This is a genomic window from Labedella populi (assembly GCF_004078655.1).
Lineage (GTDB): Bacteria > Actinomycetota > Actinomycetes > Actinomycetales > Microbacteriaceae > Labedella > Labedella populi.
Map to the genome: position 1 here is coordinate 315857 of NZ_RZNC01000002.1, position 17206 is coordinate 333062.

Sequence of the window (17206 nt, forward strand, 5' to 3'; positions counted from 1 at the left end):
ACGTTGAGAGGTATCTGATGCACGCACGAACCATGCCAAGGATGAGAACCGCCGACGAGCAGAGGCCGGCTCGCGCCGGCTCTCCGGGCCGACGGCGCACCACGGCGGTGGTCGCCGCCTCGGCCGTCCTGGCCGGTCTACTGACGGCGGGTCCCGCCTCGGCGGCCGAACCCTTCACCGAGGTCATCGACTTCGAACAATACGAGCGGACCGCGCTCGACGGACAGGACGGCTGGACTTCCTCCGCCGCGCCCCGCGTGATCGCCGATCCCCTCAACGGGAACAATCAAGTGGTCGAATCCGTCGGCGGTGGAGAACAGTCGTTCCGGGCGATCCCGGAGATCGCAGACGGCGACACGGGAACGCTCTTCTTCCGTTTTCTGCGCACCGGGAGCGTCGACACCTCCTTCGGGCTCACGGACGTGGATGCGCCGTCGGACTACCCGAACAGCCGCGCGTACGTCAACAACCAGAACAGCGATGTCATGCTCGTCCGCGACGCCGGATCGTTCACGCCCATCGGCACCTGGTCCCGCGACGCCTGGCAATGCGTCTGGATCGTTGCCGACAACGCCGACGACCGGGTATCCGTCTACAGTCAAGGCGGCCCGTACACGCAGCTCACCCGACTTCCCGACGGCGCCGAGCAGGAGTTCGGCTTCCGTCAGGCGGTGAACGGTGCCCTCGACCGCTTCTTCTGGAAGAACGGAGCGTCCAGTGCGGGGCGGCTCATGCTCGACGACGTCGCCGTCGACAACAGCGGGGAGAACCTCGCCATCGCGACCGGCAACCCCGGAGATTGCGCTCCCGGTGCAACGGCCGACGAGCCGCTCATCAACCCGCTTCCCGACCCGCCTCGCTCTGCGCTCGGGATCGAGGTGACCGAACTCGCTCAGCTGCCCGAGTCGCAGACGACACCCGCGACGCAGGATCAGCGTCTCGTGCGGCACAACAGGATCACCCACCTCGACGAGGTGCCGGACTCCTCGGGTCGACTGATGGTTCCCGACAACAACGACATTCTCTATCTCGTCTCCAAGGAGACGGGTGAGTACGTCTCCTATCTCAATGTCCGCGACGAGTTCATCGACAACTTTCACAACAGTGCGGGACTCGGCACGGGTCTCGGGGCGGCGGAGTTCCACCCCGATTTCGGCGAGAACGGGCTCTTCTACACCGTTCACACGGAGGCCGGCACGGCCCTCACCGAGGACACCCCCGACTTCCCGGCGTTCGGGAACACGGCGTTCCATAGCGTGATCACCGAATGGACGGCCGACGATCCATCGGCCGAGACCTTCGCGGGCTCGCACCGGGAGATCGCCCGCATCCCCTTCGCGGGGCGTGTGCACACGGTGCAGCAGATCGCCTTCAACCCGACGGTGGCGCCGGGAGACGACGACTACGGCAACCTCTACGTCCTCGTCGGCGACGGAGGCAACGGCGTGGGCAACGGGAACCCGCAGGATCTCGCGACACCGCAAGGAAAGATCCTGCGGATCGATCCGACCGGCGACGACAGCGCGAACGGCGCGTACGGCGTGCCGACCGACAATCCGTTCGTCGACGAGGCCGGGGCGCTGCCGGAGATCTACGCCGTCGGTCTGCGGGACCCGCATCGCATCAGCTGGGACCCGGCAGGGGACCACACGATGTATCTCGCTCATATCGGCGAATGGCAGGTCGAGTCCATCTACGCCGTCGAGCCCGGCGACAACTTCGGCTGGTCCGAGCGCGAAGGTCCCTTCCTCGCCGACAATCGCCAGATCTTCCCTCTTCCGGAGAACGACGCCGAACTCGGATTCACCTACCCGGTGGCGGCGTACGACCACAACCGCGACCCGGGTCAGACGGGTGACGCCGGTGTCGCCGTCAACGGTGGCTTCGTCTACCGGGGCGACATCCCCGAACTCCGCGGGCGCTATCTGTTCACCGATCTCGTTCGCGGTTGGGTACTGTCGACGGAGGCCGACCGGATGGTTCGGGGCGACGGTGACGTGGAGGACCTGGCACCCATCGAGGAGCTCCGTGTGTTCCACGACGGGTCGGAGACGACGTTCCAGGAACTCGTGGGTGATGCCCGCGTGGACCTGAGGTTCGGCTCCGACGCCGATGGGGAGCTCTACCTCGTCGCCAAGGCCAACGGAAAGATCTGGAAGGTGACGGGCGCGCGGTACGTCGCCGCCTCGTCGCCGTTCGCGCTCCCGGAGCTCGCGCCGAGCCTCGTGGCACACTACGACTTCGATCACCCGGCGTCGGGCGACGCGACCACGGAGGTGGACCAAGGCTGGTCAGGGACGGACATCTCGCTCGTGAACGGCGGGGTCGAGATGCGCGTCGCCGATCGGGCGTACCCCGGTGCGGGTGAGGCGCTCCAGACCCAACAGATGAGTCCGCGAACCGCGTCGAACGACGACTGGAAGGCCGGTGTGTACGACTCCTCCGGCGTGGACTCCCTGCGGCCGCTCGCGGACACGGATGAGACGGCGGTGATGGGCTGGTTCAAACCGACCGGCGACCACCCCGCGCCGAACTCGGCAACCGCGAACCCGGACGACGAGTACAACGCGATCGGTCTGGCCGGGGTCCTCACGGGCACCTCGGACGGCCACGCCGTGCGAGCGTTGCTCGAGGTCATCACGGTGGACGGCGAGCTGAAGCTCGTCGCCCTCGCCCGCCGCGTCGACGGCGGGGCCTCGTGGACGTTCGCCGCCGACCTGCCCTGGCAGGAGATCCTCCAGAAGGGACGCTGGGTCCACCTCGCGGCGACGTTCGACTTCGCGGGCGGCGAGATGCGCCTGTTCATGAACGGCGAGGAGCTCGAGGGCGACTACACGGCGGCGAACCCCTGGGGAGAGGGGGCGACGTCTCCCTCCCTACCGGCAGGGATCAAGATCGGCGGCAGCTACCCGCAGAACACGCGTGAAGCCAACCCCTTCAACGGGCGGATGGATGACGTGATGATTCTCGACGTCGCTCCGACGGCGGAGCAGATCGCCGCCCAGTACGGGCTGTTCGGGTCCGTCCCGCCGGAGGATCCCGCACCGCCGTCGTGCACACCGTCGGGTACGGTCGTCACCGACGTCATGGCGTCGGATGACTGGGCGCCTCGGACGCCGTCCAAGTGGGAGTTCCCGGGCGACGAGGTCGTGCTGAGCGAAGCGGGCACGAACCCGGACGACGGTATCCGTCGGCCGTTCGAGTACGCGGTGCTCACCGAGGGGCCGGAGCTGAGTTCGTTCGACCTCGAGGCGCAGGTCCGGCTCGACGAACCGGCATCGGTGAACAACAGGGACGTCATCATCGTGTTCGGTTGGCAGTCCGACACCGAGTACTACTACGCCCACCTGTCCCAGGACAACACGATCTACGCCCACAACGGGATCTTCAAGGTGAACGGCGCGGACCGCGAGCGGATCGACGACCAGTGGGACGGAGCGGTGGGCGCACCTCCGGCGGTGACCGATGAGGAATGGCACGATGTGCGCGTCGTGCGATGTGCGGACAGCGGCGACATCGCCGTCTACGTGGATGGTCTCGACACCCCGTTGATGACGGCGAACGACGACACGTTCGGCGACGGCAGAGTGGGCTTCGGCTCGTTCGACAACATCGGTCGGCTCCGCGACCTCACCGCCACGGCCACCGCCGCCGACGTCACCGCTCCCGCGGTGACGGTGAAGACGGGCGAGCAGTTCACCGTGGGTCGCGACGGCGTCTACAGCAAGGTCTCGTTCACGCTGCACGATGCGCAGAAGATCGACCGGCTCACCCTCAACGGGGTCGTGAAGGATCTGACCGACAATGCGTGGTCGGATCTGAACGCGGTGAAACCGGGCGCGTTCGGTGCGGTCGCGGGGGTGAACACGCTCGTGGTGTTCGACGTGGCGGGCAACGCCACCACCGTCACGTTCACGCTCGATGCTGCCGCTCCCGCGGTGACGGTGAAGACGGGCGAGCAGTTCACCGTGGGTCGCGACGGCGTCTACAGCAAGGTCTCGTTCAAGCTGCACGATGCGCAGAAGATCGACCGGCTCACCCTCAACGGGGTCGTGAAGGATCTGACGGACAACGCGTGGTCGGATCTGAACGCGGTGAAACCGGGCGCGTTCGGTGCAGTCGCGGGCGCGAACACGCTCGTGGTGTACGACGTGGCGGGCAATGCCACGACCGTCACATTCACGCTCGACCCGTCGGTGCGCTAGTCGAGGGCGGTCGGACCGCGGCGCGGAACACCCGTGTCCGTGGTCCGGCCGCCATCCGCTGCGACCCTTCCCGGCATCCACCTGCGGGGTGATATGCGGGATGATCGATCCATGGCCACCCCTCACCGCCCCGGCCTCCGCGTGACGTCGGGGGTCACGATCCCCGACACCGAGCTGTCGTGGCGGTTCTCGCGGTCGTCCGGGCCGGGTGGGCAGGGTGTGAACACGACGGATTCACGCGTTGAGCTGGTGTGGGATGTCGCCGCATCGAGCGCACTGGCCCCCGTCCAGAAGGAGCGTGTCCTCGAGCGGCTGAGCGGCCGGCTCGCGGACGGCGTGCTCACGATCGCCGCTTCGGAGCAGCGCGCGCAGCTCCGCAACCGGGAGGCCGCACTCACCCGGCTCGCGACGGTGGTCGCCGAGGCGCTGAGACCGCCCGCGGCACCGCGCCGACCCACCAAGCCCAGCAAAGGCGCGCAGAAGCGACGGGTCGTGGCGAACCAGAAGCGCAGCCAGACGAAGCAGCTGCGAAAGCGCCCCACTGACTGACACCCGCGAGGGTTCCCAGGAGCGCCGACGTCGGCGACCCGAGGTCTCACCCGCCACCACACGCGATAATGGACCGGTGGAGTCGTGGGAGGTGCACGGGTGGTTCGGGGACTACCTCGACGCGCTCAACCGGCACGACCTCGCGGCGATCCGCGAGTTCGTCGACGAGCGCGTGAAGCGCGCGCACCTGCCGGGAGGCGTCGAGGCGTGGATCGCGGACCTCGCCACGCTCTTCGAGGCGTTCCCCGACTGGCGGTGGCGGCGCATCCAACTCGTCGTCGAGGACGACCGGATCGCCGCGCATCTGCGGGGAAGCGGCACGCACGTCGGTGAGTTCCGCGGAATCCCCGCGAAACGCGCACACGCCAATGTCGCCGAGTTCGGCATCTACCGCGTGGCGAACGGGCGCATCACCGAGTACACCGGCTCGACCGACGACGAACTGCTCGCCCAGCTCCGGCGCTAGTCGGAGAGCGTCAGCGCGGCGGAGACTCGAGTGGGATGTGCGACACGGGGTCGAGGCGGGTGATCGTCACCCACCCCTCGGCGAGGTAGGCGGCGTCCGTCCCGGGGTCCGGAGTGTTCGGCAGGTCCTCGACGGCGAGACGCACGTGATGCTCGTCGCTTTCGCCGAGCGTCGTCTGGACGATGCCGAACGGCGCAAGCGATGCCTCGATGACGCCGCGATGCGCCGGCGTGTTCGGCACGTTGAGATTGATGACCGTTCCTGCGCCGTGACTCAGGAGCAGCTCGAGCTGCGACAGAGCCGCCCGGGCGGCAGCGTCCCAGTGGAACTCCGCGGGGTGGAAGCCGACATCGAGCGAGATGGCCGCGGCGCGCGCGCCGTTGAGCCCCGCGGTGAGCGCCGCACCGACGGTGCCGGAGTGAAGGATCGCCCGACCGACATTGGCTCCGTGGTTGATGCCGGAGAACACGACCTCCGCCGGTGCGCCGAACGCCCCACGGGCACCGATGAGGGCGATGAGCCCCGGCCCTCCGGAGACCGCGAACGACGGGACGTCGTCGAGCCCGTCGACGGCGCGGCGCTCGACGGCTATCCCGCCGTCGTCCTCCGCCGCCATGATCGAGGCGCTCGATCCGCTCGACTGAAGCGCGGGCGCCGCGATCGTCACGTCGTGGCCCGCGTCGCGGACCGCGCGGGCGAGCGCGTGCAAGCCGGGGGCGTCGATCCCGTCGTCGTTCGTGACCAGAATGCGCGTCATCGGCCGTCCTCCTCATTCGAGACGCCCTCATCGGCGTCCGGGAGCAAACTCACCGACACGGTCTCGCGCAGTAGCCGGATCGCCTCGCCGTCGCCCGTCCCGAGTCCGTGCCGGGTGACGTTGAGCGCGCCGGCGGCCGCGCCGAGCGTGATCGCCTCCCGGGCACTCTCGCCGCGCGTCATCGCGGACACGACACCGGCCGTGAGCGAGTCGCCCGCGCCTCGCGTGTCGACGGTCTCGAGTGACGGCGGCGTGACCTCGAGGAATCCGTCGGCGTCGAGCAGCAGCGACGGCTCGGGCGCCCGTGTCACGATGACGGTGTCGGCGCCGTCCTCCCGGAGGCGGCGCATCGCGGCGCGGATCGAGGCGACCTCGTCGTCGGCGGCGAATCCGTCCGCGACGAGCTCTTCGTCGCTGAGCTTCAGCACGTCAACTCGGCCCTCGAGCGCGGAGCGCAACCGGTCGCCCGCGAGATCGACGACGACTCGGGCGCCGCCCGCGCGGAGGTCCGAGGCGAGTCGACGATACGTGTCCGCGTCGAGCACCGAATCCGCGTTCGGCCCGCTCAGTATCGCGAGTCCGGCAGTGAGTCCCTCGCGGAGCGTCAGGCTGTAGAGCTCGTCGAGTTCGTGGCGGTCGAGTGCATCGCCGTCTTCCTCCGCCAGGACCTCGCGGTGGCCCTCGCGGCGGTCCTGGACGTAGGCCGCTCCCCGCCCCGCACGTTCGACCACTGCGACATCGACGCCCTCGTCCTCGAGGATGTGTCGGAGCACTGAACCGCTCTCGCCGGTGATCACGCAGCACAGTGTCACGTCGACGCCGAGCGTCCGGAGCATGCGTGCTTGCCAGACGCCCTGTCCGCCCGCGTGGATGTGGATCTCGTCACCGGACTCGTGTTCCTCGACCGTGACCGTCAACGTGGGTGACGGCGCGAAGATCGCAACGCTACTCATGTCTCGAGTCAACGAAACCGGGCCGACGGGCGGCAACCCCTTGTCGGTGACGAGTCGGTCGGGCAACCGACGCTTCTCAGGCTCCCGGCGCGATGTGGCGCAGATCGGGGCGACCACCGACGCGTCCGACCGTCGCAGCGGCTGCGCGGTGAGCGAGTTCGCCGGCCGCTCCCGGGTGCAGCTCGAGTCGCAGGCCCGTCACGAGACCCGCGACGAAGGCGTCGCCCGCTCCGGTCGGATCGACGACGTGCGCATCGCCGAAGGCGAAGAACGCGTCGCCGTCCGGCCAGGCGACCAGATCTCCCTCTCCTTCGACGGTGAGTGCGACGACCGAGACCCCGGCCGACAGGATCGACGCTGCGGCCGCGCGGGCCTCATCGGGGGAGGAGAGCGACGTGCCCGTCAGCATGCGCGCCTCCGTCGCGTCGGCGCGCACGACGTCGGCGAGCCCGAGCGCCTCGTCTCGAGCACCACCTTCGAGGCCGCCGTCGATCACGACACGGAGCCCCCGCTCCCGTGCCGCCCGCGCCGCCTCGAGCACCGTCGTGGGAGGCTGTTGAAGTTGGAGGACCACTGTGTCGCAGCCGTCCAGTACGCCGGCGGCGACCGCCGCACGGACATCGTCCTCGACGACGAGCGAGTCGTCCGGGACACGCTCGAGCAGGAAGCGGGATGCGTCTGCGTCGACCACGTCGACGAGGAGTGCGGTCGTCCCGCGTCGGACGAGCCAGTCCAGGTCGATCCCGTCCGACGTCGCCGTCCGTGCCGCGTCGTCTCCCGCTGCGTCGGTGCCGAGGACGGCGAGGAGCCGCACGGACGCGCCCAGTTGGCGTAGTCCCACGGACTGGTTCGCGCCCTTCCCGCCGAGCGTCTCGATCGTCTCGGCCACCGCCGCATCGCCGTTCGGCTCGGGGAGGTGCTCGGTGCGGAGGACGAGGTCCCGCGCGGCCTGTCCGACGACCACGACGCCGCTCGAACGACCGGGCGAGGAATCCTCGGAGTGCGCGATCATGTCCTTCACTGTCCTGCAACCGGGCGGCGTGTCGCACGGGGTGGCCAGGAGGGGCCGGCTGGGTTACGGTCGGCCCCTGCTCATCCGGCCATCTTCGACAACAGCGACACAACGACCCTCTCGTTCGCCGCACTCGTCTCGGTGACCGCCTCGCCCATCGGTCACACGACCTACGGCTGGATGATGGGCATCGCACTCGTGATGATGGGGATCGCGGTCGTCGCCGTCGGGGGCTCGGGCGGTCCGGGCTCGAGCATGAGGAAGGCCCGACCGTAGGGCTCGAGGTGGATCGGGAAGCTGTGGAGGTCGTCCACCTTCGCGATCGTCTCGCCCGAGGCGACATCGACGACCGAAGCACGCGGCGGGATGGCCTCGGACAGGACGGCGCCGTCGATCGGCTCGCCGGAGAAGTTCAGTACCGTCACTTGTGTGACGGGCTCCTCGCCCTCGTCGTCGTCGATCTCGTGCACCATGACGAGCATGCTGCGTTGCGCGACGTTGGGGATGTCGACCTGGCGGGCCGTCGCGATGCCGTTGTCTGCCCGGATCCTGAGCATGTCGCGCAGGAGGCTCGCAAACGAGTCGGGCCGCTCGAGCTGGTCGGGCAGCGTCCCGTAGAGAGACCGGGCTCGCGGCATACCGGAGGCCGAGCGCGTCGCCTCCGGGGCTGAGCCGACGAGGTCGTGCGCCCCACGCTCGATCCAGCGCGTGTCGCCGTCGGCGATGAGGTCGGCGACCTGCTCCTTCGGGATGGTGAGTGCTCCCGTGAGGTCCCACCCGGAGAGCGCGAACACGCCCGGCTGCCACGCGTTGAACGCGGCGAGCACGAGGTGCGCCTCGCGGATGTCCGGGATGTCTGCGTCACGGATGGAGTCGAGCGTCTGGTGCCCGCGCGACGCGGCGATGAGCGACGTCGTCGTGCACGCGATGCCGTTCTGAGTGAACACGAGGTTGTAGTCGGCGATCTCGGTGAGCACGTAGGTGAGTTCCGCGCGGATCGAGTCGGCGATCGCGAGGCCGTTGGTCTCGACGCCCCGATACGTGTAGACGTCATCGCGGTGGAGCGTCGACCAGTGCACGAGCTCGTACGTGAGCTCGTCGTGATTCTGCATGCCGTGCACGAGGCTCACGGGCTCGACGCCGAACTCGAGCGAGGTGCGGAGCGTCAGCCGCAGGAACTCCGTGTCGCCCGTCGCGAGAGCGTGCTGGTAGGCGGGCCGGTTGATGAAGTCGTACGACAGGTCGGCGCCGACGGCGCCGGTGTCGCGGATGTCGTCGACCGTGAGATTGAGTTCCTGGAACGTGAAGCCGCCGACCTTGCGGACCATTCCCGCGATGATGTGGTTCGCCGCTTGCGAGAGCGGGTGGCCCTCGGACCACGCGGGCAGGCCCTCCGCGCTCTTCTCGACGCCGAGGAAACCGTTCGCGTCGAGCCGCAGGGCGCTCGCCCCGAGGTCGCCGAGCGAGTGCAGGGCGTCGCCGATGACGAGGCGCATCCCGGCGAAGGTCGGGTCGAGCCAGTTGACAGACGGCTGGCCCTCCTTGAAGTAGTGGAGGTACACCCAGCGGCGCGTGACGCCGTCGACGCCCACGACGGGAGCCGTGACGCTCCAGTTCGTCTCCTTCACACCGGGGGAGTAGAAAATGACGCGCTGCAGCTCGCCAATGATGTAGCCCCGCTCCGAGAGAGCAGCCTCGGTCGCGGCGTCGAGGTTGATCGAATCGCGGTTGCCCGGGACGGTCGGCAGGAGGTCCCACTCCTCCGGCGGGATCTCGACCATGTGGTAGATGCCGGGGTAGTCCTTGAACGCCATCTCCGCGAGGCGGAAGTCGGCCCCCTTGCCGGTGTGGCCGGGCACGATGTCGTCGATGATGCTGCCGCCGTGCTCCTCGGCGACGTCCGCCATCCGCAGGAACGTCTCCTCGTTGCCGAAGACGGGGTCGATCTGGGTGCTGATGCGGTCGAAGTGACCGTCGACGCTCGGCGTCTCCGACCACCCCGAGATGCCGCCCGCGCGCTTGACGGGTCCTGTGTGCACGCCGTTGATGCCAATGGCCTGGAAGGCGCTCCACAGGGCGGGATCGGCCAGGGCACCGATGTACGTCTCGTGCTCGCGCGTGATGACGGAGATGGGATAGGCGGTGAACCACACATCTGCGGTAGAGACGGCACGGCGCGCGTCAGGGCGCGCGTACGGGTGGCGCCACATGCTCGGTTGCCCCGAGAGCTGGCGGCTCAGCACATCGGCGTCCTTCAGCATCGAGTGACGCACGAGCCACTCGACGTACGCCGGGTTCTGGCCGTTCGCCGCCCGCGGGTCCGAGAAGGAGCGCCGCAGACTCCCACTGCGCAGATTGGTGCGCGGGCGCAACCGTCGCGGCCGTGCGGGGTAGCGCTGTTCGTCGTAGGTGATCTCCGCTGCTTCGGTCTCGGCTTCCGCCTCGATCCCGTTGCTCGAACCGGTTTCCAACTGGACGTCGTCCGACATCTCTTCGTTCACAGAACCATCCCTCGATCGTCGAGCACTATTCGATCACCTGAGCGGGTCTCGTGCGAGGCCCTTGACGAGGGTCGGCTGTTCCTCCGCCTGTCCGCCCGGCGGCTGCACCGCTATTTCGCGACGAGGGTCGTCTCGAAGCTGTACATGTCGGGGCGGTAGCAGTGGTGTCCGAACTCGACGACGCGGCCCGAGTTGTCGAAGGCGACGCGCTCGACGGTGAGCACAGGGTGCCCGCGGTCGATCCCGAGCAGGTCGCTCTCGTCGCCCTGCACCCGTCGGGCGCCGATCTTCTGCTTCGCGATGCGGATTGCGACCCCTCGGGCGCGCAGCACCTGATACAGGCCGGCGCTCTCGAGCTGCCCGCTCGTGATGTCGGCGAACTCCGCGGGCAGGAAATTCTCGAGCACGGCGACCGGCACGCCGTCCGTGGTGCGCTGTCGGCGGAGCCGGACGATCTCGTCTCCCACGGCGACGCCGAGGTGGCCGGCGAGATTCTCGTCGGCACGCACGACCTCGTGCGCGAGGATGACGGTCCCGGGCTCGTGCCCCGTGCTCTGCAGGTCCTCGAAGAGGCTGCTGAGCTCGACGGGTCGCGTGACCTGGCCCTGGACGACTTGCGTCCCGATGCCCCGGCGCCGCACGAGCAGTCCACGATCGACGAGCTCCTGGATCGCCCGGCGGACGGTGGGTCGAGACAGCCCCAAGCGGCTCGCGATCGAGATCTCGTTCTCGAGCCGGGCACCCGGGGGAATGGCGCCGGACTGGATGGCGGCCTCGAGTCGGCTCGACACTTGGAAGTAGAGCGGAACGGGACCGGTGCGGTCGAGGTCCGCGAAGAGCTCGTCCGGCCAATAGGTGCGATCGTCGGCCACGTGTCTCCCTCCGAGCGCGGCGTGCGCCATGTGACGACAATATGACCTGCCGAGAGCGATGTCACGTCCGGTTCGCGGTGTCGACCTTGTGATATTGTCAGGACATGGCGCGGAACCGCGCCGGTCCGCCTCCAGAAAGTTGTACAGAGACGTATGACCGATAACACCCCACTCGACGTGCTCGCCGTCGGCCGACTCGGAGTCGACCTCTATCCGCTGCAGGACGGCGTCGGTCTCGAGGACGTCTCGACGTTCGGCAAGTACCTCGGGGGAAGCGCGGCGAACGTCGCCGTGGCCGCCGCTCGACACGGGCGTCGGTCAGGGCTCATCTCTCGCGTCGGTGACGACCCGTTCGGGCTCTACCTCACGCGGGAACTCGAGCGCCTCGGCGTCGATGCGCGCTTCGTGCCCGCCGACCCTGTCCTGAAGACGCCGATCACGTTCTGCGAGATCTTCCCGCCGGACGACTTCCCGCTCTACTTCTACCGGGAGCCGAAGGCGCCGGACCTCAACATCGAGGCGGACGACCTCGACGCCGACGCCATCCGCGACGCCCGGGTCTTCTGGTTCACCGCGACGGGCCTGAGCGCCGAGCCGACCCGGTCCACCCATGAAGCCGCGCTGGCGATCCGCGCTCGACGGCACATCACCGTCTTCGACCTCGACTACCGGCCCATGTTCTGGGCGTCGCCCGCTGAGGCGACCGCGCACGCGAGTGCGGCCCTCGAATTCGCGACGGTCGCGGTCGGCAATCGCGAGGAGTGCGAGATCGCCGTCGGCGAGACGGATCCGGATCGCGCCGCGGACGCGCTGCTCGACCGCGGCGTCGAGCTCGCGATCGTGAAGCAAGGGCCGAAGGGTGTGCTCGCCAAGACGCGCTCGGAGCGTGTCGAGGTCCCGCCGTTCCCCGTGGAGGTGGTCAACGGCCTCGGCGCCGGCGACGCCTTCGGAGGCGCACTGTGCCATGGCCTCCTCTCCGGGTGGGACCTCGACCACATCCTGCGGTTCGCGAACGTCGCCGGAGCCATCGTGGCGTCGCGTCGCGAGTGCTCGACGGCCATGCCGACCTCCACCGAGGTCGACGGCCTGCTGGCGGGAAGGACAACGGCATGACCGCCACGAGTGGCCTGGGCGTCGACGACCTCGCTCGCCTCCGTCGAGTGCGGGCGGAGGCGCCGGGCGCCATCCGCGCGGCGCTCGCCGGGCGACGACGCCGTGAGGTGCTGCGCGGGGATGGACGCCTCTTCATCGTCGCGGCCGACCACCCAGCACGCGGAGCGCTCGCCGTCGGGCAGGAACCGACCGCCATGGCGAACCGCGACGAGCTCCTCCGGCGCCTCGCCATCGCGCTCAGCCGCCCGGGTGTCGACGGCGTGCTCGGCACGCCGGACATCATCGACGACCTCGCCCTCCTCGGGCTGCTCGACGACAAGATCGTCGTCGGGTCGATGAACCGGGGCGGTCTGCGCGGCGCGCGCTTCGAGATGGACGACCGCTTCACGGCATACGACGTTCCCACCATGGTGGAGTCGGGGATCGACTTCGCGAAGACCCTCATGAGGGTCAATCTCGACGACGCCGGCACGGCCGCGACGCTCGAGACGACGGCTCGCGCCGTCACCGACGCGGCTCGAGCAGGGCTACCGATCATGCTCGAGCCGTTCATGAGCCGCTGGGCGGACGGGCGCGTCGTCAACGACCTGTCGACCGACGCCGTCGTCCTCTCCGTCGCGATCGCCTCGGGCCTCGGAGCGAGCAGTGCCTCGACCTGGATGAAGCTCCCGGTCGTCGAGGACATGGCGCGGGTCATGGCGGCGACGACACTCCCGACGCTGTTGCTCGGCGGCGATTCGGGAGCAGACCCGGACGACACGTTCGCCTCGTGGCAGGACGCCCTCGCGCTTCCGGGTGTGCGCGGACTCACCGTGGGACGCACGCTGCTGTACCCGCCGGACGGTGATGTGGTCGCGGCCGTCGACATCGCGGCTGGACTCGTCCACGCCGGGTCGACGTCCTGATCCAGGACGACACTGCCCGACACGACACGACACGAGATGGCACGGCACGGCACGATGGAGTTGAGCAGCGGCGCTCGCCGCGGAACGAGGAAACGACTGTGAGCAACGACGAAGGACGCTGGTTCCGCCGCCGGGGGGAGCTGTCCCGCGACGGCTGGGAGAGCGTCGTCGACGCGACCCTGCCGGGCTGGTCGCACACGGGCCTGCGCGTCGCGCAGCTCGCTCCCGGTGAGACGCTCGCGCTGGGGGAGGCGGGGGAGGAGAGGCTCGTCGTACCGCTCTTCGGAGCCATCGACGTGATGGTCGACGGAGCGGAAACGCGCGAGGTCCTCTCGCTCGAGGGGCGAGCCTCCGTGTTCTCGGGTCCGAGCGACGTCCTCTACGTGTCGTCGACCGCGACGATCGAGATCACGGCGACCGGCGACAGCTCCGCTCGTGTGGCGGTCGCCTCGTCGCCCACGACGGACGTGTTCCCAACGCGTCGCATCGCGGCGTCCGAGACCCCGGTCGAGCTTCGCGGCGGGGGAGCGGCAAGCCGACAGGTGCACAACTTCGGCACCCCCGACGCCCTCGACGCCGCCCGATTCATCGTGTGCGAGGTCGTCACGCCCGCGGGGAACTGGTCGTCCTACCCGCCGCACAAGCACGACGAGCACGTCGAGGGCACCGAGTCGCGCCTCGAGGAGATCTACTACTTCGAGGCGGCGCCGGTGAGCGGGAGCGGCCCCGACGTCGACCCCGACGCGGCGTTCGGCGTCTTCAGCACCTACTCCTCTCCCGCGGGTGACATCGACATCAACGCGATGGTGCACACCGGCGACATCGCCCTCGTCCCGTTCGGCTACCACGGCCCCGCCGTCGCCGCACCGGGCTACGACCTCTACTACCTCAACGTCATGGCGGGCCCGGACCCGGAACGCGCATGGCGGATCACCGACGACCCCCGGCACGCCTGGGTGCGGAACGACTGGGCGGAGCAGGGGATGGATCCCCGACTGCCCTACCCGACGGAAGGAACGTAACTGATGGCGACGAGACGGATGACGGTCAGCCAGGCGCTCGTGGAGTTCCTCGCCCACCAGTGGACGGTCGACGGCGACCACCGCGAACGCACCATCCCGGGGATGTTCGGCATCTTCGGTCATGGCAACGTCGCCGGGATCGGGCAAGCGCTCGCGCAGCTCGACGCCGACGGTTCCCGAGCGATGCCCTATCTGCAGGCGCGCAACGAGCAGGCCATGGTGCACCAGTCGGTCGGCTTCGCCCGGATGCGGCGGCGCCGGGCGACGTACGCGTCGGCCGCGTCGGTCGGCCCGGGAGCCACGAACATGCTCACGGGAGCCGCCCTCGCGACTACCAACCGGCTTCCGGCGCTCCTCCTGCCGAGCGACACGTTCGCGACCCGCGTCGCCGACCCGGTGCTCCAGCAGCTCGAGCAGCCGTGGGACATCGGCCTCACCGTCAACGACGCCTTCCGTCCGCTGTCGCGGTTCTTCGACCGCGTGCAGCGGCCGGAACAGCTCTACTCGATCGCCCTGTCGGCGATGCGGGTGCTCCTCGACCCGGCGGAGACGGGCGCCGTCACGATCGCGCTGCCCGAGGACGTCCAGGCCGAGGCGCTCGACGTACCCGAGGAGTTCCTCGGCGATCGCGAGTGGCACATCCGGCGCCCCCTCCCGGAACGGGGCGCGCTCGAGCGTGCACTCGCGGCGATCCGCTCGGCGGAGCGCCCGTTCATCGTCGCGGGCGGCGGCGTGCTCTACTCGAGCGCCGAGGACGCTCTCCGCTCTCTCGTCGAGGCGACGGGCATCCCCGTCGGCACGACGCAGGCCGGTGGGGGTGCTCTCGCGTGGGACCACCCGCAGTACGTCGGTGGCGTCGGCGCGACGGGGTCCACGGCAGGCAATCGCCTCGCGGCGGAGGCCGACGTCGTCATCGGAATCGGAACCCGCTACAGCGACTTCACCACGGCGTCCCGCACGGCATTCCAGAATCCGGACGTGCGGTTCGTCAACATCAACGTCGCGGCCTTCGACGCCTACAAGCACGGCACGTCGTCGCCCGTCATCGCCGACGCGCGCGAGGCGCTCACGGCGCTCGCCGCCGGGCTCGGACGTTTCCACGTCGCCCCCGGTTACGCCGAGCGCATCGACCGCGAGAAAACGGAGTGGGACGCGACGGTCGATGCGGCACTCGCCCCGTCCGGGCGCGATCTGCCCGGCCAGTCCGAGATCATCGGTGCCGTGCAGGCGGCGACCGACCCGGTCGATGTCGTCGTCCAGGCGGCCGGCTCGTTGCCCGGCGACCTTCACAAGCTGTGGCGCGTGCGCGACCCGCTCGGGTACCACGTCGAGTACGCGTACTCGACGATGGGCTACGAGATCCCCGGCGGGCTCGGCGCGAAGAGGGCCTTCGACGCCGCGGGCGACGACCGAGACGTCGTCGTCATGATCGGGGACGGCTCCTACCTCATGATGCACTCCGAGCTCGTGACCGCCGTCGCGGAGGGCATCAAGATCGTCGTCGTGCTCATCCAGAATCACGGCTTCGCGAGCATCGGCCACCTCTCGGAGACGGTGGGCTCCGACCGCTTCGGCACGCAGTACCGCGCGCTCGATCCGGAGAAGGGAAACTTCCAGGGAGAGCAGCGCCTTCCGATCGATCTCGCGATGAACGCGCGCAGCTACGGGCTCGACGTCGTCGAGATCGCTCCCGGCCCCGACGTGACCGTCCGGTTGGGGGAGGCCGTCGCGGCGGCGAAGCGTTCCGACCGGTCCACCGTGATCCACATCGAGAGCGATCCGCTCCTCTACGGGCCCGACGGCGAAGGATGGTGGGACGTACCCGTCGCGGAGGAGTCGACGCTCGAGTCGACCCGCCGCGCCCGCGCGGAGTACGAGCGGCAGCGCACCGCCCAGCGTCCCCTCCTCGGTGGGAACGACCGGTGAAGGCCTCGATCGCGGGTGCCCCCGTGAGCTTCGGCGTCTTCGAGCTGACCCCCGAGGGCGCCGAGACGGTGGCTCCCGACGACATGCTGGAGATCCTCGCCGAGGCGGGCTATCGCGGCGTCGACCTCGGTCCGCTCGGGTTCCTCGGGGAGGGGAGGGAGCTCCGCCGGCGACTCGAGCGGTTCGAGTTGGAACTCGCGGGCGGCTGGGTGCAGTTGCCGCTGAGCGACGACGCGGGCTTCGAGGTGGCGCTGCCGTCGCTCGACGCCGCCCTCCGCGTCTTCTCGGAGGCCGCGGAGGCCGCGCCGGCCCGGCTCCCGCTCCCGACGCTCGCCGACGACGGATCAGCGCTCCGCCGCTCGGCGCCGGGGCGGGGCGCCACCGAGGACCCGCTGGACGACGGCGGGTGGGGCCGACTGCTCCGCAACACCGAGCGCGCCGCCGAGCGTATCCGCGCCGCGGGGTTCGAGCCGACCTTCCACCATCACGCCGGGACGTTCATCGAGTCGCCCGACGAGATCGACCGCTTCCTCGCGAACGTCGACGTCGACCTCACGCTCGACACCGGGCACCTCTTCATCGCGGGCGGCGATCCACTCGCGGCTGTCGGACGATGGGGCGACCGCACCAATCACGTGCACCTGAAGGACGTCGACCTCGCCGAGCTCCGGCGGGTGCTCGCCGCCGGCGGCGGGATGCGGGAGGTGTGGTCGTCCGGTGCGTTCGTCGCCTTCGGGCGCGGCGACATCGACCTGTCGGCCATCATGACCGCGATCGACGCGAGCGGTTTCGACGGCTGGATCGTCGTGGAGCAGGACGTGCTCAACGGCGACGACGTGTCCATCGCCGATTTCCGCTCCCAACGAGCCGACGACCAGCGGCGGAACCGGGACGCGTTGAGCGCCTGGGTCTGACCCTGGCCGCC

At 69.5% G+C, this 17206-nt stretch carries 13 protein-coding genes; 8 read left to right on the top strand and 5 right to left on the bottom strand.

Going from position 1 to position 17206, the window contains the following annotated elements:
- The first annotated feature begins 41 nt into the window (after positions 1–41).
- The 3 genes from ELQ92_RS07135 to ELQ92_RS07145 all read left to right on the top strand — a co-directional run bounded on the left by ELQ92_RS07135 (position 42) and on the right by ELQ92_RS07145 (position 5220).
- Complete coding sequence (locus ELQ92_RS07135; protein WP_243694914.1) at positions 42–4205, top strand: PQQ-dependent sugar dehydrogenase; 4164 nt, start codon at positions 42–44, stop codon at positions 4203–4205.
- 111 nt (positions 4206–4316) lie between these two features.
- Entirely contained in the window at positions 4317–4754 is a 438-nt protein-coding gene (gene arfB / locus ELQ92_RS07140; protein WP_128498302.1) for an alternative ribosome rescue aminoacyl-tRNA hydrolase ArfB, read from the top strand.
- 76 nt (positions 4755–4830) lie between these two features.
- A complete protein-coding gene (locus ELQ92_RS07145) occupies positions 4831–5220 on the top strand; it encodes an ester cyclase (RefSeq protein WP_128498303.1) in 390 nt (129 codons plus the stop codon).
- Between the two features lie 10 nt (positions 5221–5230).
- On the opposite strand, the gene surE is transcribed toward ELQ92_RS07145, so the two are convergent.
- The 5 genes from surE to ELQ92_RS07170 all read right to left on the bottom strand — a co-directional run bounded on the left by surE (position 5231) and on the right by ELQ92_RS07170 (position 11345).
- Complete coding sequence (gene surE / locus ELQ92_RS07150) at positions 5231–5977, bottom strand: 5'/3'-nucleotidase SurE (protein ID WP_128498304.1); 747 nt, start codon at positions 5975–5977, stop codon at positions 5231–5233.
- The gene (locus ELQ92_RS07155; RefSeq protein ID WP_128498305.1) at positions 5974–6930 is read right to left on the bottom strand and encodes a 1-phosphofructokinase family hexose kinase; all 957 of its coding nucleotides are present in this window, start codon (positions 6928–6930) and stop codon (positions 5974–5976) included. Before ELQ92_RS07155 ends, surE begins: the two co-directional genes overlap by 4 nt.
- A gap of 76 nt (positions 6931–7006) precedes the next feature.
- Positions 7007–7942, bottom strand: a complete 936-nt coding sequence (locus tag ELQ92_RS07160; protein ID WP_128498306.1) for a PfkB family carbohydrate kinase — start codon at positions 7940–7942, stop codon at positions 7007–7009.
- Between the two features lie 170 nt (positions 7943–8112).
- Positions 8113–10431 (bottom strand): maltose alpha-D-glucosyltransferase, encoded by a 2319-nt coding sequence (gene treS / locus ELQ92_RS07165; RefSeq protein WP_128498544.1) that lies wholly within the window; start codon positions 10429–10431, stop codon positions 8113–8115.
- 122 nt (positions 10432–10553) lie between these two features.
- On the bottom strand, positions 10554–11345 hold the full coding sequence (locus ELQ92_RS07170) for a GntR family transcriptional regulator (RefSeq protein WP_128498307.1): 792 nt from the start codon (positions 11343–11345) through the stop codon (positions 10554–10556).
- 123 nt (positions 11346–11468) lie between these two features.
- Here ELQ92_RS07170 and iolC point away from each other — a divergent pair, with 123 nt between their 5' ends.
- The 5 genes from iolC (at position 11469) to ELQ92_RS07195 (ending at position 17195) form a co-directional block, all read left to right on the top strand.
- Complete coding sequence (gene iolC, locus ELQ92_RS07175; protein ID WP_128498308.1) at positions 11469–12428, top strand: 5-dehydro-2-deoxygluconokinase; 960 nt, start codon at positions 11469–11471, stop codon at positions 12426–12428.
- The gene (locus tag ELQ92_RS07180; protein WP_128498309.1) at positions 12425–13333 is read left to right on the top strand and encodes a class I fructose-bisphosphate aldolase; all 909 of its coding nucleotides are present in this window, start codon (positions 12425–12427) and stop codon (positions 13331–13333) included. The genes iolC and ELQ92_RS07180 overlap by 4 nt, the downstream gene beginning before the upstream one ends.
- A gap of 98 nt (positions 13334–13431) precedes the next feature.
- The gene (gene iolB, locus ELQ92_RS07185; RefSeq protein WP_128498310.1) at positions 13432–14355 is read left to right on the top strand and encodes a 5-deoxy-glucuronate isomerase; all 924 of its coding nucleotides are present in this window, start codon (positions 13432–13434) and stop codon (positions 14353–14355) included.
- 3 nt (positions 14356–14358) lie between these two features.
- A complete protein-coding gene (iolD, locus tag ELQ92_RS07190) occupies positions 14359–16281 on the top strand; it encodes a 3D-(3,5/4)-trihydroxycyclohexane-1,2-dione acylhydrolase (decyclizing) (protein ID WP_208004268.1) in 1923 nt (640 codons plus the stop codon).
- Positions 16278–17195, top strand: a complete 918-nt coding sequence (locus tag ELQ92_RS07195) for a TIM barrel protein (RefSeq protein WP_128498312.1) — start codon at positions 16278–16280, stop codon at positions 17193–17195. The genes iolD and ELQ92_RS07195 overlap by 4 nt, the downstream gene beginning before the upstream one ends.
- Positions 17196–17206: the final 11 nt, after the last annotated feature.

What these genes read in the sequence shown, in the direction of transcription:
- ELQ92_RS07135 (WP_243694914.1), top strand. Translation starts at nt 42, where the DNA reads ATGAGAACCGCCGACGAGCAGAGGCCGGCTCGCGCCGGCTCTCCGGGC.
- arfB (WP_128498302.1), top strand. Translation starts at nt 4,317, where the DNA reads ATGGCCACCCCTCACCGCCCCGGCCTCCGCGTGACGTCGGGGGTCACG.
- surE (WP_128498304.1), bottom strand. Translation starts at nt 5,977, where the DNA reads ATGACGCGCATTCTGGTCACGAACGACGACGGGATCGACGCCCCCGGC.
- ELQ92_RS07155 (WP_128498305.1), bottom strand. Translation starts at nt 6,930, where the DNA reads ATGAGTAGCGTTGCGATCTTCGCGCCGTCACCCACGTTGACGGTCACG.
- ELQ92_RS07160 (WP_128498306.1), bottom strand. Translation starts at nt 7,942, where the DNA reads ATGATCGCGCACTCCGAGGATTCCTCGCCCGGTCGTTCGAGCGGCGTC.
- treS (WP_128498544.1), bottom strand. Translation starts at nt 10,431, where the DNA reads ATGTCGGACGACGTCCAGTTGGAAACCGGTTCGAGCAACGGGATCGAG.
- ELQ92_RS07170 (WP_128498307.1), bottom strand. Translation starts at nt 11,345, where the DNA reads ATGGCGCACGCCGCGCTCGGAGGGAGACACGTGGCCGACGATCGCACC.
- iolC (WP_128498308.1), top strand. Translation starts at nt 11,469, where the DNA reads ATGACCGATAACACCCCACTCGACGTGCTCGCCGTCGGCCGACTCGGA.
- ELQ92_RS07180 (WP_128498309.1), top strand. Translation starts at nt 12,425, where the DNA reads ATGACCGCCACGAGTGGCCTGGGCGTCGACGACCTCGCTCGCCTCCGT.
- iolD (WP_208004268.1), top strand. Translation starts at nt 14,359, where the DNA reads ATGGCGACGAGACGGATGACGGTCAGCCAGGCGCTCGTGGAGTTCCTC.